Annotated in this window: 20 protein-coding genes; 8 read left to right on the plus strand and 12 right to left on the minus strand. The window is 66.8% G+C overall.

Annotation, left to right across the window (positions count from 1 at the left end; translation table 11 throughout):
• Positions 1–415 precede the first annotated feature (415 nt).
• From AB0H88_RS09775 to AB0H88_RS09785, 3 genes are all read left to right on the plus strand, one after another.
• Positions 416–7,825 carry an RHS repeat-associated core domain-containing protein gene (locus AB0H88_RS09775; RefSeq protein ID WP_357642881.1) on the plus strand — a complete coding sequence of 2,470 codons (7,410 nt, stop codon included), beginning with the start codon at positions 416–418 and terminating at the stop codon, positions 7,823–7,825.
• 32 nt (positions 7,826–7,857) lie between these two features.
• The gene (locus AB0H88_RS09780) at positions 7,858–8,352 is read left to right on the plus strand and encodes a hypothetical protein (protein ID WP_357642882.1); all 495 of its coding nucleotides are present in this window, start codon (positions 7,858–7,860) and stop codon (positions 8,350–8,352) included.
• Between the two features lie 405 nt (positions 8,353–8,757).
• A complete protein-coding gene (locus AB0H88_RS09785) occupies positions 8,758–8,994 on the plus strand; it encodes a DUF6444 domain-containing protein (RefSeq protein ID WP_357643155.1) in 237 nt (78 codons plus the stop codon).
• 484 nt (positions 8,995–9,478) lie between these two features.
• Here AB0H88_RS09785 and AB0H88_RS09790 read toward each other — a convergent pair whose 3' ends face one another.
• The 5 genes from AB0H88_RS09790 to AB0H88_RS09810 all read right to left on the minus strand — a co-directional run bounded on the left by AB0H88_RS09790 (position 9,479) and on the right by AB0H88_RS09810 (position 13,160).
• Positions 9,479–9,859, minus strand: a complete 381-nt coding sequence (locus tag AB0H88_RS09790; protein ID WP_357642883.1) for a hypothetical protein — start codon at positions 9,857–9,859, stop codon at positions 9,479–9,481.
• Positions 9,859–10,146 carry a hypothetical protein gene (locus tag AB0H88_RS09795; protein ID WP_357642884.1) on the minus strand — a complete coding sequence of 96 codons (288 nt, stop codon included), beginning with the start codon at positions 10,144–10,146 and terminating at the stop codon, positions 9,859–9,861. The genes AB0H88_RS09790 and AB0H88_RS09795 overlap by 1 nt, the downstream gene beginning before the upstream one ends.
• Before the next feature lie 136 nt (positions 10,147–10,282).
• Positions 10,283–10,672 (minus strand): hypothetical protein, encoded by a 390-nt coding sequence (locus tag AB0H88_RS09800; RefSeq protein ID WP_357642885.1) that lies wholly within the window; start codon positions 10,670–10,672, stop codon positions 10,283–10,285.
• The gene (locus tag AB0H88_RS09805; protein ID WP_357642886.1) at positions 10,669–11,976 is read right to left on the minus strand and encodes a hypothetical protein; all 1,308 of its coding nucleotides are present in this window, start codon (positions 11,974–11,976) and stop codon (positions 10,669–10,671) included. Before AB0H88_RS09805 ends, AB0H88_RS09800 begins: the two co-directional genes overlap by 4 nt.
• Positions 11,973–13,160, minus strand: a complete 1,188-nt coding sequence (locus AB0H88_RS09810; protein WP_357642887.1) for a hypothetical protein — start codon at positions 13,158–13,160, stop codon at positions 11,973–11,975. The genes AB0H88_RS09805 and AB0H88_RS09810 overlap by 4 nt, the downstream gene beginning before the upstream one ends.
• 282 nt (positions 13,161–13,442) lie before the next feature.
• On the opposite strand from AB0H88_RS09810, the gene AB0H88_RS09815 reads away from it, so the two are divergent.
• Genes AB0H88_RS09815 through AB0H88_RS09830 form a run of 4 tightly spaced genes read left to right on the plus strand, consistent with a single transcriptional unit; the run spans position 13,443 to position 16,929 of the window.
• The gene (locus tag AB0H88_RS09815) at positions 13,443–14,345 is read left to right on the plus strand and encodes an ATP-binding cassette domain-containing protein (protein ID WP_357642888.1); all 903 of its coding nucleotides are present in this window, start codon (positions 13,443–13,445) and stop codon (positions 14,343–14,345) included.
• Entirely contained in the window at positions 14,342–15,325 is a 984-nt protein-coding gene (locus AB0H88_RS09820; protein WP_357642889.1) for an ABC transporter permease, read from the plus strand. Before AB0H88_RS09815 ends, AB0H88_RS09820 begins: the two co-directional genes overlap by 4 nt.
• Before the next feature lie 10 nt (positions 15,326–15,335).
• A complete protein-coding gene (locus tag AB0H88_RS09825) occupies positions 15,336–16,292 on the plus strand; it encodes an ABC transporter substrate-binding protein (protein ID WP_357642890.1) in 957 nt (318 codons plus the stop codon).
• A 19-nt stretch (positions 16,293–16,311) separates the two neighbouring features.
• Entirely contained in the window at positions 16,312–16,929 is a 618-nt protein-coding gene (locus AB0H88_RS09830; protein ID WP_357642891.1) for a TetR/AcrR family transcriptional regulator, read from the plus strand.
• A 35-nt stretch (positions 16,930–16,964) separates the two neighbouring features.
• Here the strand turns inward: AB0H88_RS09830 and AB0H88_RS09835 are convergent, their stop codons facing one another.
• The 5 genes from AB0H88_RS09835 to AB0H88_RS09855 all read right to left on the minus strand — a co-directional run bounded on the left by AB0H88_RS09835 (position 16,965) and on the right by AB0H88_RS09855 (position 20,431).
• Entirely contained in the window at positions 16,965–17,231 is a 267-nt protein-coding gene (locus tag AB0H88_RS09835) for a hypothetical protein (RefSeq protein ID WP_357642892.1), read from the minus strand.
• A 69-nt stretch (positions 17,232–17,300) separates the two neighbouring features.
• Positions 17,301–18,152 carry a helix-turn-helix transcriptional regulator gene (locus tag AB0H88_RS09840; protein WP_357642893.1) on the minus strand — a complete coding sequence of 284 codons (852 nt, stop codon included), beginning with the start codon at positions 18,150–18,152 and terminating at the stop codon, positions 17,301–17,303.
• A 56-nt stretch (positions 18,153–18,208) separates the two neighbouring features.
• Positions 18,209–18,469: a hypothetical protein gene (locus tag AB0H88_RS09845; protein WP_357642894.1), complete on the minus strand. Its 261-nt coding sequence runs from the start codon at positions 18,467–18,469 to the stop codon at positions 18,209–18,211.
• 88 nt (positions 18,470–18,557) lie between these two features.
• Positions 18,558–19,568, minus strand: a complete 1,011-nt coding sequence (locus AB0H88_RS09850; protein ID WP_357642895.1) for a phosphotransferase family protein — start codon at positions 19,566–19,568, stop codon at positions 18,558–18,560.
• A 56-nt stretch (positions 19,569–19,624) separates the two neighbouring features.
• Entirely contained in the window at positions 19,625–20,431 is an 807-nt protein-coding gene (locus AB0H88_RS09855) for a GNAT family N-acetyltransferase (protein WP_357642896.1), read from the minus strand.
• Between the two features lie 65 nt (positions 20,432–20,496).
• Between AB0H88_RS09855 and AB0H88_RS09860 the strand changes: the two genes are divergently transcribed.
• On the plus strand, positions 20,497–21,390 hold the full coding sequence (locus AB0H88_RS09860) for an ROK family protein (RefSeq protein WP_357642897.1): 894 nt from the start codon (positions 20,497–20,499) through the stop codon (positions 21,388–21,390).
• Here AB0H88_RS09860 and AB0H88_RS09865 read toward each other — a convergent pair.
• A complete protein-coding gene (locus AB0H88_RS09865) occupies positions 21,380–22,507 on the minus strand; it encodes a methyltransferase domain-containing protein (protein WP_357642898.1) in 1,128 nt (375 codons plus the stop codon). The two genes, AB0H88_RS09860 and AB0H88_RS09865, sit on opposite strands and share 11 nt — an antisense overlap.
• A complete protein-coding gene (locus tag AB0H88_RS09870) occupies positions 22,504–22,653 on the minus strand; it encodes a hypothetical protein (RefSeq protein ID WP_357642899.1) in 150 nt (49 codons plus the stop codon). The genes AB0H88_RS09865 and AB0H88_RS09870 overlap by 4 nt, the downstream gene beginning before the upstream one ends.
• Positions 22,654–22,704 lie beyond the last annotated feature (51 nt).

Below are 22,704 nucleotides of genomic sequence, written 5' to 3' on the forward strand. Positions count from 1 at the left end.
CGACGCGGCGCCCCAGCGCGCCTTCAAGAGACGGAGAGGGCTCCCGAGGGACCGAAGCTCTGGCGTACCTAGGCGAGCGATCCAGGGGCGTTGTTCGGCAGGCCGATTATGGCCTGAACTTGCCATTGGCCTCTCCTAAACGCCTTTCTGCCCAGCGAACCTGAGAGATCTATCACTCCTTCGACCTTCATGCTCATACATGTCATCAGACACGCCTGATCATGCGGTAAGTCGCATTCCGTGACTCTTGATCGCAAAAATCGATCTTGTGTCCGTTTTATGAGCAGCTTACGCTTTGCCCGTTTGGCAATCTTGCTCCGAGCCGCATGGGTCACGAACCTTCGGGTTCGTACCGGGTGGGTGGAGCTTCGTCCGGCGCCTCGAGGCGCCCCGCGTGGTTCGGAGTGTGACGGCTATGCGCCGGTTGTTGTCATGGGTTCGTATCGGGATTGCGGTCGTCCTTGTCACCTTGCTGCCGAGCCTGTTATCTCTCACCGCTGTCCCGGTTGCCGCACAGGCGCAGGTGATCAGCGAGACAGTGGATTCGCAGGCGATGCCGGTAACGCCCAAGCAGATGATGGGTTCGGCAGGCCGTGTGCCGAGCTCGGTGGCCTCGTCTGCCGTCCGCCAGGCCGCTGACGGGGCTTCACCCGGGGGGAAAGACAAGGGTGTGCGGGGTGCTTTGCCGTTGGAGGTGCGTCCTACGGCGCAGCGGGACGCGGTGACATCGGATCTTCCAGCGGGCGTGCGGCGTGCGGAGCTGGCGGATCAGCAGACGTCGGGGGATACCTGGCCGCTGATCGATGACACCTATCCGGAGACCGGGTCGCTGGTGAGCGCGACGCCGCTGCTGGTGCTGGAGTACACGAAGATCGGTGTGGGGTCGGTCAACGACAAGGGTTTGAGTGTCTCGTTCAAGATCTGTGACATTCCTGAGGAGCCCGCTCCGATTCCCCCCTTCCCGCCTGCTCCGACGCCGACGTGTGTGGAGTCCGGTGCTTTGGGGTGGGTGCATTCCTGGCGGGTTCCGGCGGGCAAGCTTGAGTGGGGTAAGGAGTACAAGTGGTCGGCGAGGGTGCGCGACCTGGACAGTGGCAGAACGGCCAATAGCGACGAGATGCTGGTGACGACCGGGGCGCGGCAGCCGTTGACCAGCCCGCATCTGGGGGAACGGGCAGGCGAAGGCCAGGAGTTCGCGCCGATCGTGGGCAACTACACCTCCAGTTTCGTGGACGCGAAGGTGGCGGTGGCAGGGCCGCCGTTGTCGGTGGTGCGCACCTACAACAGCCTGGATGCGCGTACGGACGGCATCTTCGGTGCGGGCTGGTCGACGCAGTGGGACATGAAGGTCGTCGCGGAGCGGTCGGGTACGACGGTGATCGGGCTGCTGGTCACCTATCCGAACGGGCGGCGGGTGCGGTTCGCCAACCGGGGCGACGGCACCTATCAGCCGCCGCCCGGGATGCATGACGCGCTGGCCGATGTGGCGGGTGGCGGCTGGCGGTTGATGGACACATCCTCGAACACCAACACCTTCGATGCGGCGGGTCGGCTGACGAAGATCGCCGATCGGCGGGGGCGCAGTCAGACGCTGACGTACGGAAGCGATGGCACCTTCAGCAAGATCACCGGCGCGGGCGGTCGGACGCTGCATTTCACCTGGAACGGGCCGCGGGTGGCGACGGTGTCCACCGATCCGGTCGACGGCCAGGCGTTGACATGGTCGTATACCTATGTCCGTGACAATCTGTCCACCGTGTGCGCGCCGGTGGCGGCGCCGAACTGCACCAGCTACAGCTATGCGGACGGGTCGCGTTATCGCAGCATCGTGCTGGATTCGGAGCCGGTGGGGTATTGGCGGCTGGGCGATGGCGAGTATGAGGGCGCCGAGAATTTGGGGAGCAGCGGCGGGACCGGCGTGTACTACGACGTGACGGTGGGGCAGCCGGGCGCGCTGGAGGGCAGCACGGACACGGCGGTCGGGTTCACCAAGTCCAAGATGGAACTGCCGTTCAACACGCTGTCGCGGGCGCGTGATCAGGTGTCAGTCGAGGGTTGGTTTAAGACCTCGCAGAACGGCATCATCTTCTCCGCCGGCCAGTTCGGCTATGAGTACGGCGCCACCATGCCGGTCCTGTACGTGGGTGTCGACGGAAAGCTGCGCGGCCAACTGGGTGAGATCAGGAACAGCTCCGGCAGTTACGTGTACGCGCCGATCACTTCCGCCGCGCCGGTCAACGACAACCAGTGGCATCACGCGGTGCTGACCGTGTCCGGCCAGCAGCAGAAGCTGTACCTGGACGGGCAGGCCGTCGGCCAGGTGAGCGGCGAGATGTATGAGGAGCATCGCGAGTATGCCTATGTCGGTAGTGGTGATCGTGGCAGTTCCTGGTCGGACATCCCGGGCGGGCAGACGGCCTCGGGCGCATTCGCGTTCAAGGGGTCGATCGACGAGTTCGCCGTCTATGACAAGCCGCTGACCGACGCGGAGATCTCCGCGCACTGGGCGGCCCGGACCAAGGCGGCCAACAAGCTGACGCAGACCACGCTGCCGTCGGGCCGGATCTGGGCGAAGAACACCTACGACCAGGCCACCGACCGGCTCAAGACGCATATGGACCGGCAAGGCGGCACCTGGCAGATCGGCGAGTCCGAGATCGACTGGCTGGAGGACGAAACCACGATCGCGGTGACCGACCCGCGCAATGGGTCGCTGAAGTACAGCTATGACGCCGGTCGTGGTGATCGGCTGGTCTACGTGCAAGATCAACGCGGTGCCAAGACCAGCTACGAATACGACACCGGCGGCTTCCTGGCGAAGATGACCGACGGCAATGGCAATGTCTTCCAGCGATCGAATGACAAACGCGGCAACCCGATCGAGGGTAAGTCCTGCCGTACGACGTCCAGCTGCCAGACCGCTTATGCCAGCTATTACTTCAACGAAAATGACGAGTTCGACCCGCGCAATGACCAGATGCTGGTCTACCGCGATGCGCGTTCGGCCGATGCCGACAGCAACACCTACGCCACCAAGTTGGAGTACAACCAGTACGGTGAGCAGCTCAAGGAGACGTCCCCGGCTACACCGGACTTCCCCAACGGCCGTTCGACCAGCGTCGCGTACACCGATGGCAGTGAGACTGCCATCGGCGGCGGCACCGCCCCGGCCGGCTTGATCGCCTCACAAACGGATGCGCGGGGAAACACCTGGACCTATCGCTACACCGCGGCGGGTGACCTGGCCGAGCAGACCGATCCCGCTGGCCTGCTGACCAAGCTGACCTACGACGTTGCCGGTCGCGTACGCGAGAAGTCCAAGGTCTCGCAGGCGAACCCGGACGGGGTGAAGACCACCTTCACGTACGACGGGCTGGGCCGTCCATTGACGCAGACCGAGCCCGGCGTGAAGAACGAGGTCTCCGGGGTTACGCACACCAAGCGCACCACATACGCCTACAACCCGGACGGCAACCCTCTGAGCGAGACGATTGCCGACCTGACCGGCGGTGACGCCGAGCGGGCCACCGTCTACACCTACGACGCTCAGGGTCGTGTGGAGACAATCACCGACCCGGGCGGCGGCGTAGTCCGGCAGACCTGGAACACCATCGGCAAACTGGCTACGGTGACCGACGCCCGGGGTGCTGTGATCGACTATGGCTACAGCGAGCGCGGTGAACTGGCCTCGCGCACGCTGAAGGGTTGGACTGGCAGTCCGGTCGACCCGCAGCCTGCCAAGGATGAGGTGCTGGAGTCGTTCACCTACGATGCTGGCGGCCGGCTGGAGTCGCAGGTCGGCGCGATGCTTCGCAAGACTACGTTCAAATACTTCAATGACAACCTGCTAGACCAGAAGATCGCCGACCAAGTCAGGCTGAACGATCCGAACGCCGCTAGGCAGAATGTGGTGCTGGAAGACCATAGCTACGATGACGCGGGCAATGAGGTGGCGCTGGTCACTGGCGGCTCCAAGGCGATCACCACCGAATCTGTCTATGACGCCGCCGGTCGGCTGACCTCGCGGACCTTCGATCCCGCCGACCTGGTCCGCAAGACGGCGTACGTTTATGACGCCAACGGCAACGTGCTCAAGACCACCCGTACCGGCGCCGGATCCAGCCGGGCCGAGGTGACCGAGTACGCGTACAACAAGGTCAACCAGGTCACCAAGACCACGGTCGAGAACGGCGACCAGGATCTGATCTCCACCACCGCCTACGACGACCGCGGCCTGGCCACCGCCACCACCGACCCGCGCGGCAACGTGACCGGCGCCAACGCGGCGGACTTCACCTCCACCATGCGCTACGACGCGCTGGACCGCCTGATCGAGTTGACCGCCCCGCAGGTGAAGGTGGACAAGGCCGGCACGGCCAGTGACGCCCATCCCACGGCACACATCGGCTATGACACGCTCGGCGCCAAGACACACGAGACTGACGCCGAGGGCCGCACCATCACCTCGGTCTTCGACAAGGCCGGGCGGGTGACCAGCCAGAGCGCCCCTAGCTACACCCCGCCGGGTGGCACGGCAGTCACCCCGACCACCTCGCATGGCTACGACCTGGCCGGGCAGTTGATCTCCACAACGGACCCGCGCGGCTACGTCACCACCTTCGAGTACGACAAGCTCGGCCGCCAGGTCCGCATCACCGACCCGGCCCCCGACGGACAGACGCCCGGCCGGTCGATCATCGAGTACTACATGGATGGCGCGAAGAAGGCGACCGTAGACCCGACCGGCGCCCGCACCGAGGCCACCTACGACGACCTCGGCCGACAGATCACCCAGACCCAGATCGAACGCAAACCCACCACGGCCGCCTACACCACCACGCTGGCCTATGACGAAGCGGGTTTCCTGATCAAGACGGTCGCGCCCGGGCCGAACAGCAAGACCACCAACTACACGGTCAACGCCGACGGCTCGGTCAAGACCCAGACCGACCCGATGACCAACAAGACCACCCTGGACTACGACCTGGCCGGCCGCCTGGTCAAGACCACCGACGCGCGCGGCAACGTCACCACCGCCGAATACGACCTGGCCGGCCGCCAGACCGGTGCGAAGGACCTGGACCCGACTACGCCCGATGCCGTGCTGCGCACCACCAGCGCCGGCTACGACCCGGCCGGCAACCAGACCAGCTCCACCTCCGGAGAAGGCCACACCACCAAGCAGACCTTCGACGCGCTCAACCGCGTCACCTCATTGATCGAGCCGATCTCGGCCACCGACTCGATAACCACCAGCTTCGGCTACGACGCCACCGGCGCCCGCACCCGCCTGACCGACGGCCGCGGCAACACCACCTGGACCACCTACAACACCCTCGCCCTGGCCGAAACGGTCACCGAACCCGCCACCACCGCCCACCCGAACGCCGCCGACCGTACCTGGACCGCCATCTACGACCAGGCAGGCAACCCAGCCGCGGAACTACAGCCGGGCGGAGTACGCATCGACCGCACCTTCGACCACCTGGGCCGCCTCACCAAAGAGGCAGGCGCCGGAGGAGGAGCGGCCAGCGCTGAGCGCATTTTCGGCTATGACCTGGCCGGTCGGCAGACGGCGATAGGCGACCTGGGCGTCGACTACAACGACCGCAGCCTGCCCCTGTCCATCAAGCGCGGCACCACCCAGCAGACCGGCTACAGCTACGACGAACTCGGCAATCCCACCCAACGAGTCGACGCTGCCGGAACGGCCACGTTCACCTGGGACAAGAACAACCGCCCGGCCACCGCCACCGACCCAGTCACCGGCCGGAAGATCACCTACGGCTACGACAAGAACAACCTGGCCTCGCTGACCGCCACCACCGGCACCACCACCGTCGACACCCAGATCTTCACCTACGACAAGCTGAACCGGCCGGAAACCCAGACCCTGCGCAAGGGCACCAGCACCGGCACCCAGCTCGCGAAGATCACCTACGGCTGGGACAAGGACGACAACCTCACCACCAAAACCACCGCAGGATTGGCCGGGGCGGGCACCAACACCTACGGCTACGACCACGCCGGACGCTTAACGTCCTGGACCGCCCCGGGCGGCGCCACCACCGCGTACGAGTGGGACAAGTCCGGAAACCGCACCAAGGCCGGCACCAAGACCTACACCTACGACGAACGCAACCGCCTAACGTCAGGCGACGGCACCGACTACACCTACACTCCACGCGGCACCTTGGCCACCCAGACCAAGGCCGGCGTCACCACCCAGCTCACCTTTGACGCCTTCGACCGGCTCATCGCCGACGGCGACAGCCTCTACAGCTACGACGCCCTCGACCGCGTCAGCTCGCGTATCAAGGGGGCGGTCAAGCAGAATTTCGCCTACGCAGGACTGAGCAACGACATGGCCGCCATCACTGACAGTGGCGGCGCGGTCCAGGCCAAGTACGGTCGCAACGCAGGAGGCGCGCTCCTCGGCCAGCAAGAGGGCACCAACCCCGCCCTGGCCACGCTGACCGACCTGCACGGCGACTTGGTCGCCACCTACAGCACCAGCGCGCTGGCCACCACCACCGCGTACGACCCGTTCGGCACCGTCACTGCCCAAACCGGCGTCAAGACCACCCTCGGCTACCAGAGCGAATACACCGACCCGGACACCGGCAAGGTCAACATGCACGCCCGCTGGTACCAGCCCGGCACCGGGGCCTTCACCAGCCGAGACACCGCCACCCTTACCCCCAACCCATCCGTCCAAGCCAACCGCTACACCTACGCCAACGCCTCACCTCTCACGGGCACCGACCCCACCGGGCACTCCACCGTCATCTCCGGCGACGCCATCGGCGGCACCTGGAACTCCCCCTACACCCCAGGCATCGACAACCAAACAGCCATCGACTACTACGCCCAGCACGGCATCGTCCAGGCCACACGCCCAGGAAGCGGACTGTGCATCGGCAGTTGCGGCTCCATCGGCAACTACTCAGGCGGTGCCATCGCCTGCGACATCTGGGGCTGCGCCGCTGCCATCGTTGACCCCAGTTGGGCCCGGTACATCGAGTTAGAGACGGAGAAGAAATACTGGTTCGGCGACGATGAGCTCAAGAGATTGGGCTGGAAGGTCATGCATAACGGCAGACCAGTCGAGAAGGGCGTGCCTTATTGGAAGATGTCGAAGGAAGCACAAGAATACTTCCTGGAGCTCTACGTGCCTTACCTCAAGTCGGCTGAGGAATATCAGATCCTTGCAGGAATGGCAATGCTGGCGGCTGGCGACCTCGACCAATACATAGCGTCCGGCCCGGCTGCGGGGAATTATTCGGCGGCGAAAAAGGCAGGAGTCCCCGAATGGCTCGAGGGTGTATTCAACAGCATGCAGAAGGGGGTAGGTGCTGCCGTCGGATTCATCAAAGATCTTGGTGCCAAGGCGATCGAGATCGGAGAAAAAGCCTTCCGTAAGCTCTACCCTTACGTACCCAGTAACATAGTTGCCGCCATGTTCGCCAATAGCAACCTCAGGGACGTAGAACGCGCCGTCATGGACTGGGCTGATTTGGTGGGGGGAAATTGCGGCACACATCGGGGGATGTTGATGTGTACGGGGATGCCGGATAAGTATATCCCGAAGGAGCGTAGCGGTTATACGATCGCCGGTGTATTCGTCACCAGGCTATGGTCAAAGGAAATCGACGAGAATCTTGCCAAGCACGAGAAGATTCATCGCGACCAGTGGTACTACTATGCCAATCAAACCGGATACTGGTTCACCTTCCCCATTCTCTATGCGGCCGCCGGATCCAACGCGTGCAAGAACCGCTTTGAAATAGCAGCGGGCCTGAAGGACGGCCGGTACGTCTGTTGACATACCGTAACGCTGTCGCGAGGATCCATAGCATGAAGAGGACCGTAACCTTTCTGACGCTCAGCTTCCTGCTGGTGGCCTGTGGCTACGGCAGTCCGGCGCAGATGGGCGCGACCGGGGTCACCGTGACTGTCGACGGGCAACTCGCGATGGTGGCGTCCTGGTGCGGGAGCGCCCCGGACGGCGTGCGGGTCTACCGTTACGACACTGCTGGCGAACTGCAGGACCAGGCGGACATAAAGGCGCCGTCGCTGACCGGCGGCAGCGCCTCCCTGAACTTGGAGGAGATACCCGCCGGGTGGTCTCTCCGGGAAGGAAGCCTGAAGTTCGAGGACGGGGTGAAGTATAGAGTTGCCGCCTATTCCTCGAAAACTAATGCCATGCTCAGCCCTGTTGATTTCACGACCAAGGTGAAGAAGGATATTCCGCTCGACAGAATTTTGATCCAGGAGTACCTGTCCGACCGCGACAAGAATGTCCTTCTGACTGACGGCGAGTTCAAGGCGCGGGCGCGACTCCATTGCTGAGCAAAGTGTGCTCACGAAAAGAGGCTACAAGAGTCTCGCATCGCGTCACCTTGGTGGCGACCTCAATGCGGTGCCGGCGGGTCATGACAGCTTGGGCCTTCTTCTCCACTCTCACGGCGCCTGCGCATGCCACCCTTGATACGCTTCTAGCGCTTTCGCTCGTTCGTCAGTAGAGAGGGCTCTTCCTCGTTTCTTCCGAGGGTAGGGGAGGTTGGTGTGCCGCGATTGAGGAGCGCCGTAGCCTGGCATCATCTGCCTTGCCCTTTCGGACCAAAAGAAAGGGTTTGGGGTGAACGCTCCGGGTTCTGCTCAATGAATGGATCTTGGGATGGGTCGTCGTAATTTGAGCTCGTGTCCCGACCTCAGGAGCTCAGCCGTGAGGAGCTGTCGGCTGCTCTGGACGAGATGAGGGCCTCGATCGCGGAGCGGGATGCTCTGATCAGGGCGCTGCTGGCGGAGGTTGAGCAGCTGAAGCGGCGGGCGGGGATGGATTCCTTCGACTCCTCGATGTCGCCGGCTTCGGAGGGTCCGGCGGCGCGGGCCAAACGAGCCGAGAAGCAACCGGCTCCCTGCGGTATAGGGAAGGCCATCTGGTTCAGCCGCAGTTTGAAACCCGCATCCCCGCCACAAAATTCTACGTAAGAGTCTGATGGCAGAAGAGGACATATCCCGAGGGACTTGTAAACCGTAGGTTCCCGACGCCACCATCATGCATTTGCTGTCCTCCTTGGCGTAGGAGGTGCTCTCCCGGCTCGTAGAGGTGAACAACATGGGCGTGTCGCGGCGACTTCGTCGCCTCCGCGTTCCTCACGCCCGTGGGACATGTTGGCATGGCCGTGCCAAGAAGGCCGACGGTCGCACCAGGCAGAGTGGCTCAGCGTGGACGCCCCATGGCTGAGTTGGGTGCTCGGGCGCGGGCCGAGCGGCGAAGCGCGCTCTACTCACCTACCCGGACCGGCGGGCCCGCGTCGGGCAAGTCCAGGGGGCTGCGGTGCGGAATGGCGGGCAGGCAGTACCTGTCCCTTCGCCGGAGCCAGCGTACGGCCCATTGGTCATGCCTGACCTGGGCAGGACGCCGGCCAAAGCCCCCTCCACCGTCCTCCGTGGTGCTGACAGTCCATGGCGGTCAGATGGTGAAGAGGCGGAGTTTGACGCCGATGGAGTCGGCGAGGTGGGTCAGGTCGTCGGGGTCGCTGGTGACCACGGAGGCTTGGTGCTGGACGGCGGTGGCGACGACGATCGCGTCGACTACGTCGGAGGTTCCCGAGGCGCCGCAGGCGACGCCGGCGGCGCGGCCAGTGCGCTGGTCGCTGGGGAGGAGGTCGCAGCCCTTGAGCACCCTGGAGATCTGGTGTTGCGGTCCGCCTCTCCAGGCTTGGGCGAGGACGACGACAGGCACGATGGGGCGGATGTGTGCGGCGGTGTGCTCGTCGTGCAGGGCGAGGAAGTCCGGGTTGCGGCGCTCGGCGGCCAGCAGGGTGCCGGTGTTGTAGACGATCGTGCGCACTACCCGACCGTCGACCACGGCTCGTCGTCGAGAAGCCCGGTCTCCATGAGGAACTGCCGGGCGCGCTGCCTCGACTCCTCGGGGAGCTTGCCGTGCTCGCTCTCGTACTCCGCCATCAGTTCGCGCGCAGCGGCGCGGCCCTGGGCGTGCAGGCGAGCGATTTGCGCCTTCTCGACAGCAGCTTCTGCCAGGCAGGCGGAGACCGGTTTGCCTTCTTCGGCGGCCGCAGCCTTAATCGCTTCTTCGACTTCGGGCGGCACCGAGATCGACAGCTTCCGTGCGGTCATGCATCCACCGTAACCGCACGGTAGGAAGACGTTCCTACCGTTTTCGCGAGAGGGTTCGGGTGTGGGCCGTGCAAGCTGATAGATCTGGAACGCCGTCTACCAGGATCTCGCGCCCTGCCGACCGATCACGCGCCGATCAGCCGGTGATCGGCGCGTTCACGGTCAGAACCTCCTCACCCGCGGCTCCGGTCAGCCGGATAGAGAGCTCCCAGACGCCGGTCATGGGGAAGAACTCGCCCTCGGCGACGAAGTGGCCCGGCTCTGGCTCCTGGGCGGTGATCTCCGGCATGGCGTGACCCATGGTGGGCATCACGGCGGACAGGGCCGCGCTGTCCGCCTCGCCTGAAGTCAGCCTCACGTCCACGACGACGCGTCCTGTGGTCGGTCGGCCGATCGCGATGGTGGCGGCGTAGTGCGTTCCCCTGGTGGTCACCTGGAGCGGGTCGGGGGTCGAGGTCCTTCCTACGATGAGGAACGTCACCACTGCCACCGCGAGGACGGCGACGGCCACGGCTGCCCGCTTCACTGCGAGGCTCCCGATGCCGTGACGTTGATGGTGAGAGGCGCGGTCACGATGTGGTCGCCGGTCGCGTACTGGGCCCAGGCGAGGTAGCGGCCCGGCGACGGGAAGCTGAAGGTGAAGCGGAGCCGGGGGCCGGGGGTACCCATCTCGTGTACGTGGCCGAGGAAGGTGCCGTCCTGGCTGCGGACGATCAGGTGGCCGGTCATGCCCAGCCAGGGGCGTACGGTGCCGGTCGTGCCGAGTTCGATCGTCGTCGGGCGGCCCGCGACAGGAGCGGCGGGCTGCAGGAGCGGCGTGACGGCCTCAACGGGCGTCTCCGTCCCAACAGAAGCGTCAGAGGCGTCACCGTTAACGCTGAACTCGCCGGTGATGAGTTGGCCGCCGGAGTCCTCGCGCTCCAGTTCGGCGTACGCCAGATACCGGCCCGGCCGGTCGGCTCGCATCTTGACCTCCAGCCGGCCCGGCGCCGTGCGCAGCGGGTGCACGTGGCGGAAGTAGCGACCGTCCTCGCTCGTCACGATCACGTGGGCGAGGGCCTCGTGGTGCAGGACGAGGTCGTCTACGGGCCGGCCGGTGGATCCGTCGATGAGGTCGAGCCGCAACGTGAACTCCTCTCCGGAGGCCGGGCGGGCCGGGAGCGTCGCCACCCGGCCCTGCACGAACGGGCGCCCGCCGGTCGCCGCCGCCCCCGCCCCTACCGTCGCCGCCACCGTTGGTGCGGCGCCGTCGGGTGGGACGGCGGGGAGTAGTGGCTCGAAGATGACGACCATGGCGGCGACCGTCAAACCGATCGCGGCGCCGCCCGTCAGCAGCATCGCCGGATTGCGGCGGGCCAGTGCCCCGGTGAGCAGGCCGCCGATCATCAGCAGGGCCGCTACGAGCAGGCCGCCGTAGATCAGCAGCTCTATCGCCGACCCGCGGTCCACCAGGACGCGGAACGGCACCACGGCCGTCTCGTTCCCGGCCCGCAGTGTGAGTTCGTGCGGGCCGGTCCGGTCCACCTTGAGCTGCGTGTACTGAGGTTCGTACGCGGCCCGCGCCACGCCCGTCACCGTACGGCCGTCCGCGACCGAGCGCAGCTCCAGGGCGACCGGCACGTCGGTCACGGGCTGGAAGGCGATGACACCGATCTGCAAAGGCCCGGGCACCCGCTTCGTCCCCTTGATGACGACGGTGACCTCCGTGCCCGCGATCGTCTGGGCGATCCGCAGATCCGCTCCGACCGTGACATTGTGCGCGGCGGCCGGAGCGGCGCCCGCCAGCATCAGGACGGCGGCCAGACAGAGGACCCGGAGGACTCGGATCATGCCCGGTCGGCGTCGGCCGCGCTGGGCTTAACCGACTCGGCAGCGGTCGCGCTGGACGGAACCGGCTCGGCAGCGGTCGCGCTGGACGGAATCGGCCCGGCAGCGGCTGCGCTGGGCGGAACCGGCTCGGCGGTGACCGCGTTGGGCAGGAACAGCGCCCCGAGCGCGAGCCCGACCAGTCCGGCCACGACCGGCGCGCCGGTCCACAGCTCGGTGACGGCGGGCAGCCCGCCGCCCGTCACCGACGCGGCCCCCATGTAAAGCGACCAGGTGACGAAACCCGACAACCCGGCGAACGCCCAGTAAGCGCCCCGTCGCTCGCCCGAGGGCTTCAGCCAGAGGATCAGCAGGTCGCTCGCAAGGCCTGCGGCCACGAACGTCAGCAGGACCGGCAGATTCCCGAACGCGGTCTGCGCGCCCGACATCAGGATGCCCACCGCGTGCAGGATGGTCACGCTGCCGAACGGCAGGCGCCAGCGACGCGCCAGCAGCAGTACGGGGGCGAGCGTGACGACGTTGCTGATGACCATGCCGGCGGCCAGTCGGTCGGCGCCTTGGTCGTGCATGTCGGAGAAGGCCCTGACGATGCCCTGTGGGCTCCACTGCAGGGCATCGGCGTACCCCAGGAACAGCGACACCAGCGTGGTGGCGAACGCGAGCCCGATCAGCGCCGGGAGCATCCGGCCCAGCGAAGGGCTCGGGCCCAGGCCGGGGGCGTTCCACAGGGAGCGGAGCGGTGTGGTGATGATGAGGAGCATCGTCACGATCAGCCCGAGATGCGAAGGGCTGAACAGGATGTTGAGGGTGGTCTCGATGCCGAGGAAGGTGTGCCACATCATGTCCGCGAGCCCGAAGACGGCGAACCCGGGAATCGCGAGCAGCCCGGCCAGGTAGCCCGTGGGCACCGCCGCGATCCCCTGGCGGCCGGTCTGGACGTTACGCCATACCTGCCAGATGATCCAGCCGGAGACCACTGCGAACCCCGAATAGAACGCCGCATGCCAAGGCGTGAAGAACGTCTCCAGCTGCGTCAGGTTCGAGTGCGCCCACGCGTCGATCATCAGCCCGATGCCGAACCAGACGCCCAGCAGCGCGGTGACCAGGTCCGTCCTGGGTGACACCCAGCCGCGTTGCTCTCCCGAGTCCGCGAGTAATCGCCGTATTCCGGTGTCGGTCACTGCCATGTCAAGACTCCCTCCTTCTAGATCGAATAGATGGGACAGCTCGCATCCTGGCAGACGGAGCTGCGAGATGAGCGCCCGGGTGATGATCTTCTCGAAGGTCGCTCGTCATCGCCCGCCCGGCCGCGTGCGGGAAGGGGACGTACGGTGCACGTCCGGGTCCTTCGTGACGCCAAGTCCCGAACAGCGTAAGCGTCCACGAGTTCGGGGCGCTTCGTACGGCCATACCAAGCCGTGTGAAGATCGGGGTTGACAACGATGTCATACGCGGCACTTGATAGTTCTATGTCCGCACCGCTGCTGGAAGCCCGCGGGATCGTCAAGAGTTACGGCCACGTGGAGGCGCTGCGCGGCGCGGACTTCGCGCTGCTCCCCGGCGAGGTCGTCGCGTTGATCGGTGACAACGGCGCCGGGAAGTCGACGCTGGTCAACATCCTTTCCGGCTCCGAAGGGCCGGACGCCGGCCAGATCGTCGTGGATGGCGAGTCGGTGGAGTTCGGGTCGGTCGAGGAGGCCAGGGGTGCCGGGATCGAGACGGTCTATCAGGATCTGGCGCTCTGTGCTGATCTGAGCCCAGCGGCCAATTTCTTCCTCGGCAGGGAACTGCTGCAAAAAGGTCTGCGCGGTCGGCTCGGGCTGCTCGACAACGCCGCCATGCGGGCCCGTACCAGAGAGGCGTGCGAAACGCTCGGGGTGCGGCTCAAGTCGCAGAGCGCGCCTGTTTCCACGTTGTCGGGCGGGCAACGGCAGGGGGTCGCGGTCGCACGGGCGGTGACGTGGGCGCGCAGGGTGGTGTTCATGGACGAGCCGACCGCCGCACTCGGGGTCGTGCAGACGCAGCGGGTGCTCGAGCTCATCCGCAGGGTGCGGGACACCGGGGTGGCTGTGGTGCTGGTCAGTCACAACATGCAGGACGTCAAGGCGGTGTCCGACCGGGTTGAGGTGCTGCGGCTGGGGCGGCGGGTGGCCAGGTTCGAGACGGCGAGGGTCTCGATGGAGGATCTGGTCGGCGCCATGACGGGCGCCATCGAACAAGCCACTGAGGAAGCGGTCTCCGGTCAAGGCGCTGAGCAAGTCTCCGGTCAAGGCGCTGAAGAAGCCTCCGGCCAAGCAATTGAGCAAGCCGAAGGCCAAGCCTCTGAGCAAGCCGAAGGCCATGCCGCCGAGCAACCGGAGATACCCAAGTGAGCGTGGTTCAAGCGCCACCCGAAGCGAGCGCCCCCGAGAAGACCCGCCTGCGCGACCGCCAAGTCGTCTGGATCGCCGCCGTCCTGGCCGCCCTCCTGATCGTCTTCTCGATCCTGCGCCCCACCAGCTTCGCCACCTCCTTCAACCTCCTCAACCTCGTCAGCGACGCCGCCATCCTGCTCCTGCTCGCCACCGGCATGACCTACGTGATCATCACCGCGGGCATCGACCTGTCCGTCGGGGGAGTGCTGGTGTTCAGCGCGGTCGCGGCCACCAAGCTCATGGACGCCACCGGCTCACTCCTGCTCGGCGCCGCGACCGCCGTACTGACCGGCCTGGCCTGGGGGCTGCTGAACGGCTTTCTGATCGCCAAGGGCCGCATTCCGGCGCTGATCGTGACGCTCGGCACGCTGGGCATGTCGCTCGGCGGCGCGCTGCTGCTGACCGGCGGCGTGGACCTGCGCGCGCCCGGCGACCTCAACCTCGGCCTGGGGCTGGCGCGCTGGCTCGGCGTGCCGCAGATCGCGTGGATCTGCGCCGCGATCACCGCCGTGCTCGGTGTCACGCTGGCCCGCACCCGTTTCGGCCGTCACACGTACGCGATCGGTTCCAACGCGAAGGCGGCCCGCCGTGGCGGCGTGGCCGTGAACAGGCATTTGATCAAGGTGTACGGCCTGGCGGGGTTGCTGGCGGGCCTGGCCGGGTACCTGTCGCTCGCCAAGTACGGGATCACCGGCGTCTCCGCCCACTCCACCGACAACCTCCAAGCCATCGCGGCCGTGGTGATCGGCGGCACCTCGCTGTTCGGCGGCGTGGGGACCGTGGTCGGGACCGTCATCGGGGTGTTCATCCCGGTGGTGCTGCAGAACGGGTTCCAGATCCTCGGGGTGCGGCCGTTCTGGCAGCAGGTGGTGGTGGGCGCCGTGCTCGTCGCCGCCGTCTATGTCGACCAGTGGCAGCGCGGCAGGCGCGACCAGTAAGGAGACAGGCATGCGTAAGGCTCTGGCACTCGCGACGCTGTTGCTCACCGTCGCGGCCTGTGGTGGTGGGACGACAACCCAGAGTGGGCCCACCAGGATAACGCTCATCCAGGGGCTGGCCGGCGAGGAGTTCTACGAGACCATGGCCTGTGGCGCGAAGGCCAAGGCCAAGGAGCTGGGTGTGCAGCTCGACGTACAGGGGCCGCAGAAGTTCGATCCGACGCTGCAGACGCCGATCGTCAACTCGGTGATCGCCAGTAAGCCCAGCGCCATGCTGATCGCGCCGACCGACGTGAAGGCGCTGATCGCGCCGCTCACCCAGGCCAAGCAGCAGGACATCAAGATCATCCTGGTGGACACGGTGGTCGAGGACCCGAGCATCGGCCTGTCCCGGATCAGTACCGACAACGTCAAGGGCGGTGCCGCGGCCGCGAAGGCGCTGGCCGAGCAGATCGGCGACAAGGGCAAGGCGCTGGTCATCTCCACCGACCCGGGCGTCAGCTCGGTGGACGCCCGGATCAAGGGCTTCGAGCAGGAGATCAAGGCGAGCCACCCGGGGATCTCCTACCTCGGCGTCCAGTACTCGCACAACGACGTCAGCGAAGCCTCCAAGATCGTCAACGCCGCGCTGGCCAAGGACCCGGACCTGGCCGGGATCTTCGCCACGAACCTCAACTCGGCCACCGGCGCGGGCTCCGCGCTCCAGCAGGCGGGCAAGCTGGACAAGGTGAAGATGGTCGGCTTCGACGCCGGTCCCGCACAGGTCAAGCAGCTTCAGGACGGCGTCGTGTCCGCCCTGATCGCCCAGCTGCCCGGCGAGATCGGCGCCAAGGGCGTCGAGCAGGCCGTCGCCGCGGTGAAGGGCCAGCCGGTCACCGCCTCGATCCCGACTGACGCCACGATCGTCACCAAGCAGAACCTGAACACCCCCGAGATCCAGAAGATCCTCTACAAGGCAGGCTGCTGAGGGCCGATAGGCTGACCCGGTGCGGAGTACGAACCGGGCCGAGCAGGCTGACCAGCGCAGGGCCGAGCTCCTGGAGGCCACCCGCAAGGTGGTCCTGGAGCGTGGCCTGGCCCACACCCGGATCGCCGACATCGCCAAGTCGATCAACGTCAGCGGCGGCCTCATCCACTATCACTTCGCCACCAAGGACGAGCTGATCACCGCCATGCTGCGGGCCACCCTCGACATCGAGGGCGCCCGCCTGGGGGAGCTGGTGGCCGGCCCCGGCACCGCGATCGAGCGCCTTGACCGGGTCCTGCGCTATTACATCCCGGAGTCCCGTTCCGACCAGAGCTGGCTGCTGTGGATCGACGCCTGGAACACCGCCCTCCGCGAGCCGGCGGTCAGCGAGATCATGCTGGAGCTCGAATCGGCGTGGCTGGGGGCCCTCACTCAGGTCCTCGCGGACGGTACGGAGTCAGGCGAGTTCAGCTGCGAAGATCCGGCGGCCTCCGCCGAGCGCATCGACGCCATGCTGGACGGCCTGATCATCCGCTACACCCTCCACCCGGCGGTCCTGACCCGCTCACGCCTGCTGGACCACGCGCACACGGCAGCGGCCAGAGAGGCCGGGATCGAGCCTTCGTCGTTCGACTAGGGAAGGCGCTTTCCCGACGGGCCTAAAAAAAGGGGCTACGCGGGCAAGGCGGCCAGGAGGAAGGCCAGTCGGGCGGCCGCGCCCTCGACGTCGTCCGTCGTGCCGAGCCGATATCCCCACGAAGTGATGAAACTTCCACTCTCGGAGAGAGTGACGGTTTCGGCCAGAGTGGCGGAGAAGCGGTTACGCACGGCAACGTAAGCGGGGTCGCTGGAAAGAGCGAGGTTCTGAATCGCCAGGTCGGCGTGTCGTCTCGCATACCAAGCAAACCGCTCGAGGCTGAGCGCGGTGTCAAGCATCATGAGTCACCTCCGCAACGTCTCGCGACAGAATTGCACGATCTTGTGGTGGGAGGCAAGCAATTGCGATGGTTAATGTGAGGATTGTCGTCGATAGTCGTCAAGAATGCGGATGATGACGTCCCGGCCGGCCTCGTCGAACTCCGCGCACTTCGCGTAGTCCTCGAAGGCCCGCACATAGAAGGCGATGTCGTCGGGGTCGCGCAGCACCAGGTCCTTCGTCATGGTGGCCAGGCCGATCATGGCCTCGTTGTAGATCCAGAACCCGTTGATCGGCGAGGAGGGGACCTCGGTGCTGAACGGGATGACCCCGAACTCCACGTTCGGCAGCGTGCTCACCGCCAGCAGCCGGTCGAGCTGGCCGTGCATGACGTCGAGCGGGGCGATCCGGGTGCGCAACGCCGACTCCGTCACGACGAATCTGAACGTGCGGCTCCGGTCGTAGAGGATCTCCTGGCGCTGCATCCGTACGCGGACCGCCGCGTCGATCTGGTCGGCGGCGCTATAGAGGCGCTTGACCTTGCGGAACACGTGCCTGGCGTACTCGGAGGTCTGCAGCAGCCCGATGACGATCGCCGGCTCGAACACCCGGAAGAGCTTGGTGCGCGCCTCCAGGTCGCGGATGTCCTCCTGGAGCGCGGCCAGGCCGCTGCGGTGCCGCTGCTTCCAGTCGTCGTGCCGTTCCACCAGCGCGATGGACTGCCGGATCAGGTCGTCGGCCGTCTCCGAAGGCGCGTGTACGGCAGCCGCCCAGACGACCACGTCGTCCTCTGTGGCGGTCTGCCGGGCGTTCTCCAGGCGTGACACCTTCGACGGCTGCCACCGGAGCCTCTCGGCCAGCTCTTTGCCCGAAAGGTGGGCGGCCTCGCGCAACTGGCGTAGCTGGCTGCCGAGGTCGACGCGCGCCTGCTGAAACGACGTCACCGCATGAGGCTAGACCGGTTTGCGTGGATCATGCCAGACCCGGTCTGCAATTGTGATCAATCGGTCGCTGGGGGTGTCCCGTCCCTGCTTGGGAAAGCGATTACCGGAGTTTCGGCCAGGACTCGGCGGGCTATTTCGGTGATGAGCTCGCGGGGGACCTCCACCGCCGTCTCGCCATCGAGGATGTCGCGGAGGTCCGCGAGCGCTTCTTTGTCGGTGAGTTCGAGGCCCTGGACGACGATCGTGCCCCGATCGGTCTCGTACAGGGTGGGGCAGGCGCCCGCCTCTGATGTGGATCCGAGGAACCGCATCCGCATATCTATCCTTCCCCGAGTATCAACTGCAATTGCGCGCAATTGTATGACTCAGGCGGACATAAATGATCGTTTTGGGAAAAATCGGTATTTAGAGCAGCCCTCCCACGAACTCCTGAGCCCTCGCGAACAGAGCCAGCGTGGTGGCGTGCAGCCGGTCGCCGATGTCCTTGGGGGCCTGGCCCGCGCAGGCCCTGGCATGAGTGCCCTCCAGCACGATGCCCAGCTTGAAGCAGGCCAGCACGGCGTACCAGCCGATGGCCGACAGGTCGCGCTCGGACAGCGCCGCGTAGTAGGCGACGAGCTCTCCCGGCGGTGGCAGGCCCGGGACGTGGTCGTTGTTCGACGGCCAGGTGGCCAGCAGCCAGCCCAGGTCGAGCAGTGGGTCGCCGATGGTGGACATCTCCCAGTCGACGATCGCCGCCACCCGGGGGCCGTCGTGGGCGAACATCAGGTTCGCGAAGTGGTAGTCGCCGTGCATGACCCCCGGCGTGAACGTCGCGGGCCGGTGCCGCTCCAGCCACTCGGCCGTCTCGGCGAGACGCGGGATGTCGGGGCCGGGGTAGCCGTCGAGCCGGCTGTACGAGTCGAGCTCCTTGAGCCAGCGCGGCACCTGCCGTTCGAGGAACCCTTCGGGCCGGCCGAAGCCCGGCAGTGCGGCGGGATCGACGCGCCCCAGTTCGGCCAGCGCGGCCGCCGCCTCCAACCCCATCCGGTGCCGGATCGCCGGATCGGAGGCGTGCGGCTCGGGCAGCCCGTTCGATGGATTGAAGCCGTCGACCGGCTCCATCAGGTAGTAGACCGGCTCGTCCGCCGTCTGCGCGGCCACCAGCCTCGGCGCGGGCACCGGGGTGTCGCGCAGCGCCGCGAGCACCCGCGCCTCCCGGCGCAGCACCTCGTTGCTCTTCTGCCGCGCATGCAGGGGAGGCCTGCGCAGGATGTACGGGGTGCCGCCGCGTTCGAAGCGGACCATGACGTTCTGCGTGCCGCCGAGGACCGGGACGGCGTCGCCGATGACGCCGCCGGGCAGGCCCTGGGCGTCCATCCAGGCGCCGAGCGCCCCGAAGTCGATGGCGCCGACGTCGATGTGGGTGGAGGTCATCGCCGCCCTCTTGTAGAATGAAGTTCTAGTACCCTATGAGAGGCACGTTCAGCCGGTCAACCGAGCGCCTGCATGTACGGCAGGAACTGGCGGGTCCGGTCACCAGGAAGCTCGCTGCCCAGCACCATGAGCGAGACCGGCCACGGATTGCCGATGCCATGCGCACCCGCCCACTTGACCAAGCCCTCCTTGGCCAGGTCGATATCCAGTCGCACGACGCCGCCCACGTCCAGGGCCAGGTCGCCGATCAGCGCCTCGGCGGTCGCCTGGTCGCGCGCCACCACAGGGCCGATGACCACGTTGCCGTCGTTGCGCCACGCGTGCCCGAAGCCGCCTTCGGCGACTCGCACCTGCTCCCCGAAACCGAACATGCGGCGCAGCAGCGGCGACCTGTCCGTGCCGAACACCTCCGCGTCCAGCGCCAGGATCGCGCCGAGGTCCGCCTCCGTGGCGGCCCGGGTCCGGCCGGAACGCTCGCCCTGGAAGACACCGGTGTGCATGGCGACCCTGCCGACGGTACGGAAGCCGAGCCGCTCGTAGAGCGGGCGCCCGTTCTCGGTCGCGTGCAGCCAGACGACGCGGTCTCCCGCCTGCCGCAGCACATGCTCCATCAGCTTGCCCGCGAGCCCCTGCCTGCCGTACCTGGAGGCGGTGAGGACCATGCTGATCACGGCGTGGTCGTGGCCGTAGCGGGTGAGGATGTTCGTCGCGGCGAGGCCGTCGCCGTCGGGCGCGTCGATCCCGTACACCTCGCCGACCTCGAACAGCAGCCCCCACTTGTGCCGCTCGGGCGGCCACTCGCGGTCCTGGGCCAGCCGGGTGCAGGCGTCGAGGTCGGCTCGGGACAACAGGCGCGGATTCATGCCGGACATCCTTCTCCGCCACGGCAGTCTGTTCAAAACGATTTACTGGGAGTGTGGAGTGTGTGGTGGCGGTCGATGTGGGTGGGACGACGCTGAAGGGCGGCCTCGTCGGCCGCGACGGGACTCCGCTGTACGTGGAGCGCCGTGCCACGCCACGCGCCGAGGGCCCCGAGCGGGTGATCGCCGCCATCTCGGCCTTCGTCACGGACCTGTCCCGCGCACGCTCTTCCGGTGGTGAGGTTCTGGAGCCGGTCGCCGTGGGGCTGGCCGTGCCGGGGCTGGTGACGGCGACGCACGCGGTGTTCTCCGCCGCGATCGGCTGGCGCGACGTGCCCGTTGAGACATTCACCGACGTCGATCTGCCGGTCGCGCTCGGCCACGACGTCCGCTCGGCGGGGGAGGCCGAACTGGCGTACGGCGGCGGGTCGGGCGACGTGCTGTACCTCCCCATCGGCACCGGCATCGCGGGCGCGGTGGTCCTGTCCGGCAGCCTGTACGGCGGAGCCGCCGGCTGGGCCGGCCAGATCGGCCACATCCCGGTACGGCCCGACGGTGTCCCGTGTGCTTGTGGCCAGCGCGGCTGCCTGGCGGCGTACGCCTCGGCGTCGGCCATCGCGGCCCGCTGCGGCGCGGACTCCGCCGCCGACGTGGTCGCCCGCGTGCTGACGGGCGACGCTCAGGCCGTGGCGGTCTGGAACGAGGCGGTGGAGGCGCTGTCCCTGGCCCTGGCCACATACACCCTGCTGCTCGACCCGGCCCTGGTCGTCATCGGCGGCGGCCTCTCGCTGGCGGGCGACACCCTGATCACGCCCCTGCGCGACCGGCTGACGGCACTGCTCACCTTCCGCCGTCCACCGGCCCTGCGCGTCTCGGCCCTCGGCGTCCACGCGGGTCTCCTGGGCGCGGGCCTCCTGGGCTGGCGCGCCCAGGAGACCCACTGGCAACCGATCAGCCGATGACACGCTCCGGTGTGTCCAGCCAGATGTGCTGGCCCTCGGGGGTGACCGTCATGCCGAACCGGTCACGGCCGGGCTCGCCCCAGCTCACCCACCGGTAGTAGGCGTCCACGGCCTCCTGCCAGACATCCCGGTCGCCGATCTGGAAGACCTCGTAGTCGTCCCGCTTCGGCTCCCAGGTCGCCGCTGCCCACCGGTCGCTGTCGCCGATGACCCACATGCGATAGAGATCAGTCTCGCGGTAGGTGCGAGATTGCAGGCCGGTCAGCGTCGAGATCGCCAGGTCGGCTCCGGCCGGGGCGTAGGCGAGGGTGCGCGGGTCGATCCTGGTGGTGGACAGTCGCGCGTGGTCGGGGTCGAAGTCGCCGACGTCGGTCCTCCGCTGGGAGCGCATCATCATGTACGAGGCGAAGCCGGGGAAGCGGCCGATCGCCGTGCCGTCCGGCCTGACCACGAGCCGCAGCGCATTGTTGAGGCCGAAGCCGGGACAGTATGGGGCGACGATCACCGCGCCGGGCCGGGACTGTGCTATCCAGGCGTAGGGCACGGTGTGGATGCCGCACGTGACATGCACCCGATCGAAGGGGGCGTGGCCGGGGAAGCCGTACGCGCCATCGCCGACGAGAAGATGCGGCTGTACTCCGGCGGCGACGAGGTTCTTGGCCGCCTGCTCGGCGTTAGCCCTGTCGATCTCGATCGAGGTGACGTTGGTCGCGCCGACCACGTGAGAGAGCAGGGCGGCGGTCCAGCCGGTGCCGGTGCCCACCTCGAGCACCCGATGGTCAGGTTCGGGGTCCAGCCATTGGAGCAGGTCGGCTACGGTGCTGGGCGCGGAATTGGACGAGGTGGATCCTCTGGCGCCGAGCTGGATATCGGTGGCGCCGTCATCGAGCTGGGTGACGAGCGCACTGTCTGAGTAGACCACCTCCCACCAGGTATCGGGGTCGGCGTTGCGGTCGATGATGCTCTCACGCTCCTCCAGCCCGACGAACGCCTGTGCGATCGACGGGATGAACAGGTGACGGGGAACGGCTCGCAGCGCGCTGAGCACCCACTTGCTGCGTGGGGAAACGGCCATGATCTCGTCGAGCATCCGCTCGATTCGGCCGGGGGCGTTCACTTCTTGTCCCCGTTGTCTTTGTTGTCCTTGTTGTCGCCCTTTCCGCCGCTGTGCTTGCCGTTTCTGCCGCACAAGGTGTCTTCGTCCTTGGGCTTGGGGGCAATGTACGGCTTGTACTTCTTGGGGCCGCCTTCGTGCTTACCCATGACGATCTCCGTCGCCTAGTTAGCGACTCCGCATAGTCATCCCGCCGCAAC

The organism is Nonomuraea sp. NPDC050680 (assembly GCF_040654555.1).
In the GTDB taxonomy this organism is placed as follows: domain Bacteria; phylum Actinomycetota; class Actinomycetes; order Streptosporangiales; family Streptosporangiaceae; genus Nonomuraea.

Bases quoted from the DNA above. Each gene is read 5' to 3' on its own strand.
- AB0H88_RS09775 (WP_357642881.1), top strand. From the start codon at position 416: ATGCGCCGGTTGTTGTCATGGGTTCGTATCGGGATTGCGGTCGTCCTT.
- AB0H88_RS09780 (WP_357642882.1), top strand. From the start codon at position 7,858: ATGAAGAGGACCGTAACCTTTCTGACGCTCAGCTTCCTGCTGGTGGCC.
- AB0H88_RS09785 (WP_357643155.1), top strand. From the start codon at position 8,758: ATGAGGGCCTCGATCGCGGAGCGGGATGCTCTGATCAGGGCGCTGCTG.
- AB0H88_RS09795 (WP_357642884.1), bottom strand. From the start codon at position 10,146: ATGACCGCACGGAAGCTGTCGATCTCGGTGCCGCCCGAAGTCGAAGAA.
- AB0H88_RS09805 (WP_357642886.1), bottom strand. From the start codon at position 11,976: ATGATCCGAGTCCTCCGGGTCCTCTGTCTGGCCGCCGTCCTGATGCTG.
- AB0H88_RS09810 (WP_357642887.1), bottom strand. From the start codon at position 13,160: ATGGCAGTGACCGACACCGGAATACGGCGATTACTCGCGGACTCGGGA.
- AB0H88_RS09815 (WP_357642888.1), top strand. From the start codon at position 13,443: ATGTCCGCACCGCTGCTGGAAGCCCGCGGGATCGTCAAGAGTTACGGC.
- AB0H88_RS09825 (WP_357642890.1), top strand. From the start codon at position 15,336: ATGCGTAAGGCTCTGGCACTCGCGACGCTGTTGCTCACCGTCGCGGCC.
- AB0H88_RS09835 (WP_357642892.1), bottom strand. From the start codon at position 17,231: ATGATGCTTGACACCGCGCTCAGCCTCGAGCGGTTTGCTTGGTATGCG.
- AB0H88_RS09845 (WP_357642894.1), bottom strand. From the start codon at position 18,469: ATGCGGATGCGGTTCCTCGGATCCACATCAGAGGCGGGCGCCTGCCCC.
- AB0H88_RS09850 (WP_357642895.1), bottom strand. From the start codon at position 19,568: ATGACCTCCACCCACATCGACGTCGGCGCCATCGACTTCGGGGCGCTC.
- AB0H88_RS09855 (WP_357642896.1), bottom strand. From the start codon at position 20,431: ATGAATCCGCGCCTGTTGTCCCGAGCCGACCTCGACGCCTGCACCCGG.
- AB0H88_RS09870 (WP_357642899.1), bottom strand. From the start codon at position 22,653: ATGGGTAAGCACGAAGGCGGCCCCAAGAAGTACAAGCCGTACATTGCC.